Origin of the sequence: Streptococcus suis, from assembly GCF_019794555.1 — a bacterium.
GTDB lineage: Bacteria > Bacillota > Bacilli > Lactobacillales > Streptococcaceae > Streptococcus > Streptococcus suis_AB.
On sequence record NZ_JAIMEP010000014.1, the window covers coordinates 39,958 to 51,501 of the forward strand.

General features: G+C 41.6%; 8 protein-coding genes. All 8 read right to left on the minus strand.

Annotated features, from left to right (window positions below):
• Positions 1-23: 23 nt before the first annotated feature.
• Positions 24-1,289, minus strand: a complete 1,266-nt coding sequence (gene ftsY, locus K6V48_RS07150; protein WP_222368744.1) for a signal recognition particle-docking protein FtsY — start codon at positions 1,287-1,289, stop codon at positions 24-26.
• A gap of 2 nt (positions 1,290-1,291) precedes the next feature.
• Positions 1,292-2,104 (minus strand): Cof-type HAD-IIB family hydrolase, encoded by an 813-nt coding sequence (locus K6V48_RS07155; protein WP_024397323.1) that lies wholly within the window; start codon positions 2,102-2,104, stop codon positions 1,292-1,294.
• On the minus strand, positions 2,094-2,903 hold the full coding sequence (locus K6V48_RS07160; RefSeq protein WP_222368746.1) for a Cof-type HAD-IIB family hydrolase: 810 nt from the start codon (positions 2,901-2,903) through the stop codon (positions 2,094-2,096). The genes K6V48_RS07155 and K6V48_RS07160 overlap by 11 nt, the downstream gene beginning before the upstream one ends.
• On the minus strand, positions 2,900-6,433 hold the full coding sequence (smc, locus tag K6V48_RS07165) for a chromosome segregation protein SMC (protein WP_222368748.1): 3,534 nt from the start codon (positions 6,431-6,433) through the stop codon (positions 2,900-2,902). The genes K6V48_RS07160 and smc overlap by 4 nt, the downstream gene beginning before the upstream one ends.
• A 2-nt stretch (positions 6,434-6,435) precedes the next feature.
• On the minus strand, positions 6,436-7,122 hold the full coding sequence (gene rnc / locus K6V48_RS07170; protein ID WP_024397326.1) for a ribonuclease III: 687 nt from the start codon (positions 7,120-7,122) through the stop codon (positions 6,436-6,438).
• A 550-nt stretch (positions 7,123-7,672) separates the two neighbouring features.
• Positions 7,673-8,713: an ArsR/SmtB family transcription factor gene (locus tag K6V48_RS07175; RefSeq protein ID WP_222368750.1), complete on the minus strand. Its 1,041-nt coding sequence runs from the start codon at positions 8,711-8,713 to the stop codon at positions 7,673-7,675.
• 10 nt (positions 8,714-8,723) lie between these two features.
• Positions 8,724-9,992 carry an MFS transporter gene (locus K6V48_RS07180; protein WP_222368753.1) on the minus strand — a complete coding sequence of 423 codons (1,269 nt, stop codon included), beginning with the start codon at positions 9,990-9,992 and terminating at the stop codon, positions 8,724-8,726.
• A gap of 35 nt (positions 9,993-10,027) precedes the next feature.
• On the minus strand, positions 10,028-11,296 hold the full coding sequence (locus K6V48_RS07185; RefSeq protein ID WP_222368756.1) for an MFS transporter: 1,269 nt from the start codon (positions 11,294-11,296) through the stop codon (positions 10,028-10,030).
• Between the last annotated feature and the right edge of the window lie 248 nt (positions 11,297-11,544).

The following is an 11,544-nucleotide window of genomic DNA, read 5'->3' on the forward strand; positions in this document are numbered from 1 at the left end:
CTCAGTTAACTACTTTTTTCATTCTATATCAATCCTTCCAAAAGTCCACGCATGAACTCTTCAGATTTGAACTCACCGATATCATCGATTTTCTCACCGAAACCAATCAGTTTAACAGGAATATCCAACTCCTGACGGATAGCAAGGACGACTCCACCTTTTGCTGTTCCGTCTAGCTTGGTCAGGACGAGACCTGTCAACGGTGTAATCTTTGCAAATTCCTTAGCTTGACTGAGAGCGTTTTGACCTGTGGAAGCATCCAATGCTAAGAGGGTTTCATGCGGTGCATCAGGAAGAGTCCGTTTGATGATGCGACCAATTTTTTCCAGCTCTGCCATGAGGTTATCTTTATTCTGCAGGCGACCAGCTGTATCAATCATGAGAATATCTACGCTTTCTGCCACGGCACGTTGGACACCGTCAAAGACCACACTAGCTGGATCTGATTTTTCAGGTCCTGTGACTACAGGCACATCGACACGGCGCCCCCACTCGACCAGCTGGGCTACCGCCCCCGCACGGAAGGTGTCCGCCGCAACCAGCATGACCTTCTTGCCAGCCTGCTTGTATTTGTAAGCCAACTTACCGATAGAAGTCGTCTTCCCAACACCATTGACACCGACAAAGAGCATGACTGTCAAATCGTCTTGGAAATTGATCTGCTCACTAAACTGACCATCCTTTTCATAAATATCCACCAATTTTTCAATGATGACACGACGGAGTTCCTCTGTCTTTTTGGCATTTTGCAATTTAGCCTCATAGCGGAGCTCCTCAGTCAGAGTCGAAGCTACTTGCACACCAACATCTGACAAAATCAACAATTCTTCTAACTCTTCGAAAAATTCCTCATCTACTGAACGGAAATTGGCAAAGAATTCATTGAGCCTTGCACCAAATCCAGTTCTTGTTTTCTTTAAAGTCCGCTGGTACTTATCTTGCTCACTCTCCTGTACTTCTTGTACAACTTCTGGAACAGGCTCTTCTTTTGGTTTTGTCTGAATAGCAGGATCAAAACCTTTTTCTTGCGCCTCTTTTACGCGGGCAGCTGCTGCTTCTTTGGCCGCATAATACTGGGCCATCATGTCAAGTGTCCGTTGTTTTTGCGCTTCTTCTTCTGCAGTCAAGGGTACAGTTTCTCCGCCTTCAGATGAACTATCATCAGAATCGGTTGCAACCACAACCACTTGCTCATTTTCAGCCGTCTGGTGCGTTTCTAACTCTTCACCAACTTCAACTTGTTTTTCTTCCTGCGATTCTTGTCCAAATAATCGATCAAATAATCCCATACTTAGTCCTCATTTAATACATACTGTTGGATAGCCCAGGCGATGCCATCTTCATCGTTTGTTTTTGGTAAAACAAGGTTTGCAGCAGACTTAATTTCGTCTGTTGCATTAGCCATTGCAACACCTAAACCAGCCCATTCGATCATCGAAAGATCGTTACCTTCATCACCACAGGCCATCACTTCTGATTGATCAATTCCCAAATGCCCAATCAATTTTGCCAATCCATTTGCCTTATGGACTCCTTTTGGACTCCATTCTAACAGCATGTCACGCGACTTGAAAATTTCAAAACGATCGTACAATTCTCTAGGAATTTTTGGAATTTGTCCATCCAGAAAATCAGCTGCTACAGCTGTCACCGCCTTATTATAGACAAAATCTTCTGGCATCTCTTCATCTGTCACATCAATTTTATTCAACAAAGGATTGGCTGTTAGATACAGAGATTCATTGACTGCTGGTAATGAGTAAACATCTCCTCCATACAAGACATCCAGAGGTAGGTCCAATTGATTGGTTACTTGTCGAATTGCACGAACATCATCAATGCTGAAGCCAGTTTTATCTAAAATGCGCCCTGTATTTTCTTGTACCAATCCACCATTAAAGGTAATGGAATATTGATTTTCACCTAAGAGGTCTAATTCTTCCAAAAAAGCACCAATAGCTTGTAAAGGCCGTCCTGTTGTTAAGACAACATAAGCACCTTGTTGCCGAGCTGCTAACAAGGCCTGCTTATTGGCTTCTGAAATTCGTTTATCCGACGTCAGAAGGGTTCCATCCAAATCTAGTGCAATCAATTTAATTGCCATATACTTCCTCCTCTAAATAAGCCAGTACAGCTCCATCATTGCAATGACCAATAATCTGATCAGCTAGAGCCTTCACTTCTTCTCTTGCATTTTCTGTTGCAATGGCAAGACCTGCAAAGTCCAACATATCCAAATCATTTTGATTATCCCCAAAGGCAACTACATCTCGTCTTGTAATTCCAAAATGACTGCACAAATGACTCAAACCAACTGATTTATTTGAGCCATTCGGAATAATATCAATATTATCAAAACCTGTTGTCATGGCTGTCACACCCTCAAATGTCTGATTGAGCCACAATCTTGCTTGGTCCATCTCATCTGGGGTGAATTTGGCATTAATCTTTATTATTTTTTCCTGAACATCCTCAAACGAGTCCACCAATTGAAAATGAGCATAATAATTTGTCATTGCTCCTAAAAACTGAGGCTCAGCATTTTTTAACAAGTAAAAGTTTTCGAGTCCAGACAATACCATGGAACGACTACTTCCATAAGGACCGGCATCAATTCCAGCAATAATAGGCAAGTAAACTTCTGGACGAATCGGTTCATCCAGAAAAATCATCTGACCTTGATACTCAACAATAGAACCATTTTCAGCAACAAACCCGATTTCATCTACATAATCTTCGAAGATTAGCTTAAGACTCTGGAGGGAACGTCCACTTGCCGCAACAAACAAGTAACCCATTTCCTTAAACTGATCCAGAATCCGTCGGAAACTTTTTTTATCAAAGCTATGATCCTCACGTAAAAACGTACCATCCATATCACTGGCATAAATCTTTTTTATCATAATTTCTCCACATCCTTCAATTTGACAGATACAATCTTTGATACACCAGATTCCTGCATGGTTACCCCATAAATGGCATCCGCTGCTGCCATTGTGCCCTTTCGGTGTGTCACGACAATAAACTGACTTTCCTTATCAAAGCGATTGAGATAGTCTCCGAAGCGTTTGACATTGGCCTCATCCAAGGCAGCCTCCACCTCGTCAAGTATCACAAACGGAATGGTCTTCACTCGGATAATGGAAAATAGCAGAGCGAGGGCCGAAAGAGCCTTTTCGCCACCGGACATGAGGTTGAGCGATTGGATTTTCTTACCCGGAGGCTGAACAGATATTTCAACACCTGCAGTCAAAATATCATTCTCTGTCAAAATCAAATCAGCTGAACCACCGCCAAACATTTGTTTGAAAGTTTGCTTGAAACTTTCACGAATAGCTTCAAATGTGACTTTAAAACGTTCTTTCACCTCATCATCCATCTCATGAATGGTATCCAGAAGAAGATCACGCGCTGACAAAATATCCATCCGTTGCTCATTGAGGAAGGTTAGACGATTATTGACTTCGTCAAATTGCGCAATCGCATCCAAATTGACTGGGCCCAAAGATCGAATGGCTCTTTCCAAGTTCTTAAGATTTTGTTCGGCACTAGCGAGGTTTTCAACTGCCTTGGCCTGAGACTGGGCAGCTTCAAAACTTAATTTAAAATGCTCGGTCAAATTACCAAGTAAAGTCCGTAATGTATCGCCCGCTTGCTCACAATCCGCCTCTAACTTAGCCTGCTTACGAATCAAATCATCATTCTTAGTCCGAGCTTGTTGCAATCTTTCTTCCAAGTCTTCAAACTGCCCATCAATATCTTCCAATTCAAACTTTAAGCGAATTAGTATCTGATTGGTCTGGTTTTGCTTATCAGATGCCGCCTGCAACTGCTCTTCCAGTATCTCTATAGTCGTATCTTCTAAAGCCACTACTTTCTGATTGATCAAATCTTCAAGGATAGCAATATCCTTTTCGGTAGTGGCTTTTTCTTCTTGCAAACGTCTCAGATCTGTCTGTTCAAAACGAAGTTGACTGGTCGCTTCAGCCTGTACCAAAGTTAGTTGCCCCTTCTGAGTCTGTAGTTTCTGCAAGCTTTCTTGAATACTATCACGATTATCACGAACTTGATTGATTTGTTGATCCAAGGCTTGTTTTTTCTCATTCAAGGCTTGGACGTTCGCTTCTTCCTTAGTAGCAGCCTCTTCTAGCTCAGTCAAAATGGTCGGACTAACCTGACTCATTTGCAGGTCATACTGGGCTGAAAGCTGAGCCAGTCTATTTTCTGCCTGTTCCTGATGAATCCTTGCGCTCTGCTGGTTCAATCTAGCTTCTTCCCCCTCAGCCTTAATCGTTTCCAAGGCTTCTCTGGTCTGGTCTAAGCTAGTTTTCTTAGCTGCAACCAAGCTTTCTTGCTCCTGCAACTGGCTAGACAGCTCTGCTATTTCTCCTAGAAGAGCATCTAGTTCTGGTTTGATAAAGGTCGTGCTGTTATTTCGATTGCTACCACCAGCAAAGGCTCCACCAGGACGGATTTCCGCTCCATCCATGGTCACCATACGCACTTGAAACTTGGTTGCCCGCGCCGCCTGATTGGCATGGTCAATGGTATCAAAAATCGCGATAGTGCCTAGCAAATTTTGAAAAATCGCATCTAAATTTGGCTGATAAGTCACCAAATCACTCGCTAAACCCAAAAATCCATCGGAAGATTCTAGCAAAGAGATTTGCTGTCCAGAAAGCTGACGTGGCTTGATAGTTGTCAGAGGTAAGAATGTTGCCCGTCCCTGCCGTTTTTCTTTCAAAAATGCGATAGCACGTTTAGCAGTCGCTTCATCTTCAACGATGACATTTTGACTAGCACCACCAAGAGCAATTTCCAAAGCTGTTTGGTAACGAGTATCAAAAGTCAATTGTTCACTGACTGCTCCAATAATTCCTCCTAAGCTAGGTGCCGCCTGTAAGACAGCCTTGACCCCTGCGTAGAAATTGGAGTGATTTTTCAAAATAGCTTCCAAACTAGACTGGCGAGCCTGTTTGCCTTTCAACAGATCCAACAAATCAAACAAACGACCTTGTTCAGACTGATAAGTAGTCTGAACTTGATCTAATTCTGTTTTTTTGGTCTGATAGCGCTCAAGTAACTGGCGTAAAACGTGATCAGCTTCTTCTAAACTTTTCCGACTCTTATCAAGTACTTCTTGAGCTGTTTGTTTTTCCGTCTGCAAGCGTGCCAAGTCTTCAGATTTACTCTCAGAAAGACTGATTTGATTAGCAATATCCTGCTGAATCTTGGTCAGACGGTTTGAAGCTTCTGCCTCTTCCTGCATCAGAGCAACATACTGTTCCCGCAGATGATCTAAAACCTGATCAGGATCTTCTGAAAAGTAGGAAATTTCTTTGTCTACCGCAGCAATATCTTCTTTCAAACTAGACAATGAATTCTCTAATTGCTCAAGAACACCCTGCTTTTGTTTAATTTGTTCTTCCAACTGCTCTCGTCGAGTCAACAAGTTTTCCAAACGCGCCTGCGCTTCTTGACGACTTGATTCGTTTTGACTAGATTCCAGTTTATGGACCTCAATTTTTCGCTCCAAATCACTGATTAACTTGGTCACATCCAATAAAACAGCCTGTTCGCGGTCCAATTGTACTGACAAGCGGTGGCGCTTCTCTTTTAAAGATTGGTTTTCTTGCTCTAGCTCTGAACGCTGTTTGTAGTAACTAGTCAATTCAGTTTTGACAGATTCTAGTTCGGCTTCTTTTTCCGATAACTTTTCCTTACCAAGCGACAACTGAGCCACCAAAACATCTAAGTATAATTCCTTACGTTGACCATCTAATTCTAGAAATTTCTTAGCAGTTTGTGCCTGTTTCTCCAATGGCTTGACCTGATTATCCAATTCGTAGATAATATCGTCCAAGCGATCCAAATTTCCTTGGGCTTGAGCCAGCTTACTTTCTGTTTCCTTTTTACGAGTTTTATATTTTAAAACACCTGCAGCCTCTTCAAAAATTGCACGGCGTTCCTCAGGTTTGGAATTGAAAATTGCTTCAACCCGCCCTTGTGAAATGATAGAAAATGAATCTCTTCCTAAGCCCGTATCCATGAAAAGATCATGAATATCTCGCAGACGAACCTTTTGCCCATCAATCAAGTACTCACCATCACCAGAACGATAAATATGACGCTCGACTTTAATTTCCTTATTTTTATTTGTAATAAAACCTGAGCCATTATCTAGGGTTACCACGACAGAAGCAAAATTGAGTGGCTTACGATTTTCCGTTCCTGCAAAGATAACATCAGGCATCTTGCCTCCACGTAGGCTTTTAGCAGACGACTCGCCCAAGGCCCAACGCAGACTTTCAGTGATATTGGACTTTCCAGAACCATTTGGTCCTACAACAGCCGTCACTCCACGGTCAAAGACGACTTTGGTCTTATCCGCAAAGGACTTAAAGCCCTGCATTTCAATCGATTTAAGATACATACTTATCCCCTAGCCTCCACAGCATTTTTTGCGGCGGCTTGTTCAGCTAATTTCTTAGAGCGACCACGACCACGGCCAATCACACGCTGATCCGCAGACACTTCCACTTCAAAAGTCTTATCGTGTGCTGGACCAGTTTCCGCTACAACCTGGTAAGAAATGACAATTTCCCCATTAACCTGTAAGATTTCCTGTAAGGCTGTTTTATAGTCCGTTACCCGTTCAAAGTTCCCCTCTTCCAGACGAGGAATCATGACTTGATGGATGAACTCCTCTACGGTCTTTTCTCCCTTGTCCAATAGCAGAGCTCCTAAAAAAGCCTCGAAAGCATCTCCTAAAATGGTATCACGATTCCGTCCTCCGGACTTTTCTTCCCCTTTCCCAAGGCGAAGAAACCGATCAAAGCCACAGGCTCGAGAAAAACCAGCCAATGACTCCTCACGAACAAAGGTAGAACGCAATTTAGACATTTCTCCTTCAGGCTTATTGGGATACTTCTGGTAGAGGTATTTGGAAATCATCAACTGGAGTACAGCGTCTCCTAAAAATTCCAAGCGCTCATTATGTGAAATTTTTAGAAGGCGATGCTCATTAGCGTAGGAAGTATGGGTAAAAGCCGTTTCTAATAAATTCAAATCTGAAAAATTAATCCCAAAATCAGTCAATAATTTTGCATGTAAATCTTTCATCTATTTGCTCCTTTCTATACAAACTCAAAGCAATTGATAAACAGGAGATTTTTTCACACTCCGTCCCAATATTATACCATATTTTCGACCACTCTTCCCATCTCAGCCTCATTTCCTACTAAGCTATAGACCAGCTATAGACCAGCAATAGACATTTGAATTAGCTTAGATACAATGTCACTTTCGGCTTGCCTTACTCCAAAAGAGTGACTTGTTTCGCTCGTCTTATTTCCACCCTAGAACTCATTTCCTTATACTCTTCGTAAATCTAAAGCAGACCTTGTTGACTTGATTTGATTAGTATCAAACGCCAGTGGACTTTGACAGCCTGCTACCATAAAATAAGAAAGTAAAAGTGAGATTTCTGCTCACGGAGAAACGAACTCTGTTCGCTCTATTTCCAACCTCCGAAGGTTCCCCGAACCTTTGGAGCTAGTCTTTTTGATGTTCCTGAGTAACAGTTTCTTGTCTAAAATCTAATTCATTCGACTATAATGGTTGAAAAAGTAATGAAAACAACCTTGTAAGAACAATCTTACAAGGTCTGGTATCATAATTCAAAATCCTCTTTCAACTTATCAATCACCTGTTGGAGTAAATCCCGATTGACACTGTATTTGACATTCTTGTCTTTAGCATTAAAGAGAAGCAAATCACCGTTAATCAATTTCTGGGTGTGGAAAGACACTGCCGCTCCTGTAATAGACAGTCGTTCTGCAATGTCCTTGCTCTTAGCATGGGGCTTGGTCAGCTCCACCAAGACCTGATAACGCGTACTATCGCTGATAACCTTGAGAACCGTTGTCAAATCATCCAGGTCCAACTCGTCATTTGAGAGCATCATCTGATCAATTCGACAGGAGGCTAATAGAGCGACTTTCATATGGTCAAATTCTTCGTTGCCATAATATGCAAACCAATAATTCCAAGGACTGAGCACGAAGAATTGGGCAGTTTCCACTCCTAATGCATCCAAGCTGGTCATGGACAACTGTTTGGAGTCTCGGTATAGTTTTTCAATGTCAAATTCCTGAGCAAAGGTTTCCCGCTCCACTCTTGCCTGCTCAAAATAGGGCTGATAGATTGGAAGCATCTTATCCAAGAGATGGACAGACTGCTGAACTGTTTCCAAAGGATTGCGGATAGCCAGTGACCAGTACCACTTATCCGCCGGCTTTTTATCCGTTTTTTCCAATAGTTCCATGAGGCTGAGGCCCTTATCGTGGTGACCGTCATTTTCTGACGCCAACATGGTCCGCATAGCATCTTCAACTTCTTCCTGAGACAGCTTTACAATCAATCGACAAGCCTCTTCAACCGTTTTTGGATCATGTCCATCATTCAAGAGATAAAAATAAAGGTTATGCAAAATGTTGAAGATATGTCCCCAGACAAAGACCTGATTGACCTCCTGACGATAATCCGCCAGTTTTTCCTCTATTTCATCTCGAATGTCCAAAGCATCTTTGAGTATGTCTTTTTCTTTCTGTGAAAAATCCGCCTCAATCGGTTCCTCACGTTCCAAAACAATTAAAGGAATAAAGAATTTTTCGACAATCTCGCTTCTATAATCTCGGTAATCTAATTTCATAGTTTTCTTTCTAAGTGTTCACTAATGACTTTATAGGTTTGGATCCTGTAAGAATAGTATAGCCCAATAGTCCCACAGAAAGCAAGAGGAAGATGAGGGAAATACTTGTGACAGACAAGAGTGTCACCATCAGAGCTACCATGGCTTGACCTGCAAGCATCCCAATATTAAATATGGTCCCCATTCCTGCATTGATGGTCGCCAATTTATCCTCTGGTAGTTCATTCATTATCAGAGCATACAATTTTGGATTGATAATGCCAGTCGTCATGGTATTGAGTAAGATAACCGCCATTACAATGTAAATATTATGAAAATAAAAACCAACAAACAGGATGACTGACAAAACTGTACAACACTTAAGCAGGTTGGGAAAGCTGATATTTTTGAGGAAAGCCACACCTAAACTAGAGCCAAGGATGTAACCAACAGAAAATAGATTGAATACCAAGGCAAGAGTTATGCCAGAATTGACAATCACGAAGTCTGAAAACTCCTTCATAGACATGATAACCAAGGGGGATACGGCACTAACAACCATATTGATACCCGCAATGGTCAGAATAGATGCCTTTAGTACAGGTATGTTTTGAATGGCTTGATAGGAATCTTTGAGGCTCCGACCAATTCCCTTGATAAGTCCTGCTTCTGTTTCGGTTTGTCCAACTTCCTGGATAGGATTTTCTTTCAACAACTTGGCAAACGCTGGACGCAAACCTGCCATAATCGCAAGGCTGACCAAGAAAGTCCCAGCGTTGAAAAAGGCAAGATTTTGGTAAGTCATATAACCGATTAGAATGGCACCACTGGACCGAAAGACAATCATCAAGATGCCGCCCACGGTGTTCTTAAAGGCCATGGCAATTTCACGGTCTGCTGCCTCCAAAACCCGCAGGCTAAGTGGCATATAAAGCCCGTTTTCATACTGACCAGCCAAGTCAGACAGGAAATTCACCACACAAACGACTGCTACAATCCAGAGAGCTGGATTAAATCCTATTAGTAAACCAACAAGGGCATACATGGCAAAACGAAGCACCAGAGTAGCTAGAATGGTATCCAATTTGTTTTTAGTTCTATCCGCCCAGATACCCATAAAAAATCCCGACAGGATTGGCAGGGTTTCAGAAGCCGTGATCATGGCTAAAGCAAACTTGGTATCTGGTAGAAATAAGACATAGTTCATCAAAGCTAGATAATAGAGTGTATCTCCAAAGTTGGAAATCACATCTGCTAGGTAACTGAACAAGAATAATTTATTACGGATTATTTTTTTCATAAGCAATTCTCCTCCTAATAGTTAGGATTTTCTTTCTAGGCACTAGCTACAATCTTTTCAGGATTTTTTCCTGTAAAAATGCTATAGCCCAACAACCCTACAGAAAGCAAGAGGAAGATGAGAGAAATACTTGTCGCAGAAAGCACAGCTACCATAAGGGCAACCAGGGCCTGACCTGCAACCATGCCGATTTGACAGAAGGTGTCGATACCTCCGCCAACGGTTGCCAATTTATCCTCTGGCAATTCATTCATAACCAGAGCACCCATTTTCGGGTTGAAAATTCCCAACATCATTGCCGTTACAAAGATAACCGCCAACACCATATAGATATTGTGGAGAAAGAATCCTAGGAAAAGTAAAACAGGCGTGAGAGTCGAAAACTTGAGGAGATTAACCAAGCTAACATTTTTGAAAAGAGCCATCCCTAGACTGGAACCAAGAATGCTCCCAACTGAGAAGAGAATGGAAATCAGAGCCACCGTTGTCCCAGCATTGGCAATGACAAAATCTGGAAACTCCTTCATATTAAGAATCGCTAATGGTGAGAGGGCGGTAAAAATCGCATTCAAGCTGGTAATTGTAATGATAGAAGCCTTTAGTACAGGAATATTTTGGATAACCTTATAAGATTCCTTTATGCTTTGACGCATTCCCTTGATAATCCCTGCCTCTGTTTCCACTTGCTCAGCTTGCTGGATTGGATTTTCCTTCAATAGTTTAGCGATAGCAGGACGAATCACTAGCATAATAGCAAGACTAGCCAAGAAGGTCCCAGCGTTTAAGAAGGCTAGGCTTTGATAGGACAGAAATCCGATCAGGATGGCTCCGCTGGCTTGAAAGGCAATTTGCAAGAGACTTTTAACAGTCATTTTAAAAGCCATGGCAGATTCACGGTCTTCAGCTGCTACTACTCGCAGGCTGACAGGCAGATAAAGACCATTTTCATATTGACCTGCCAAATCAGACAAGAAGTTGATGACACATACAACTGCTACAATCAAAAATGCTGGTGCAAAGCCCATTAAGAGACCAACAAGGGCATAGAGACCAACACGAACCAGGAGGGTTATTAAAATGGTATCCAATTTATTTTTAGTCTTGTCTGCCCAAATCCCGATAAAGAGGCCTGCTAAAATCGGCAAGGTCTCAGATGCGGTAATCATAGCCAGCGCAAACTTGGTATCTGGTAGAAACAAGACATAGTTCATCAAAGCCAGATAGTAAAGCGTATCTCCAAAGTTAGAAATCAAGTCTGCCACAAAGCTAGATAGAAATAATTTATTGTGAATCAACTTTTTCATAAATATCTCCTTAAACATCAATTAAATATTTGTTTAATATTATTTTACACTTAATTTTCATAAAGTCAACACTTAATTTAACAAAAATTAAATATTTATTAAATAGACATTTAATACTCCATGCTCAGAGTTAGTGTAAAATAATTCTCGGAAAAACGTTTACAGGTTTTCAAAACAAAAAAAGTCCTATATCCTAGGAAATGCGTAAATAACCTAGAAGGATATAGAACCTATGACTATTGTAACAG

Excerpts from the sequence above, each read along its gene's own strand:
- ftsY (WP_222368744.1), bottom strand. The coding sequence starts at position 1,289 with ATGGGATTATTTGATCGATTATTTGGACAAGAATCGCAGGAAGAAAAA.
- K6V48_RS07155 (WP_024397323.1), bottom strand. The coding sequence starts at position 2,104 with ATGGCAATTAAATTGATTGCACTAGATTTGGATGGAACCCTTCTGACG.
- K6V48_RS07160 (WP_222368746.1), bottom strand. The coding sequence starts at position 2,903 with ATGATAAAAAAGATTTATGCCAGTGATATGGATGGTACGTTTTTACGT.
- smc (WP_222368748.1), bottom strand. The coding sequence starts at position 6,433 with ATGTATCTTAAATCGATTGAAATGCAGGGCTTTAAGTCCTTTGCGGAT.
- rnc (WP_024397326.1), bottom strand. The coding sequence starts at position 7,122 with ATGAAAGATTTACATGCAAAATTATTGACTGATTTTGGGATTAATTTT.
- K6V48_RS07175 (WP_222368750.1), bottom strand. The coding sequence starts at position 8,713 with ATGAAATTAGATTACCGAGATTATAGAAGCGAGATTGTCGAAAAATTC.
- K6V48_RS07180 (WP_222368753.1), bottom strand. The coding sequence starts at position 9,992 with ATGAAAAAAATAATCCGTAATAAATTATTCTTGTTCAGTTACCTAGCA.
- K6V48_RS07185 (WP_222368756.1), bottom strand. The coding sequence starts at position 11,296 with ATGAAAAAGTTGATTCACAATAAATTATTTCTATCTAGCTTTGTGGCA.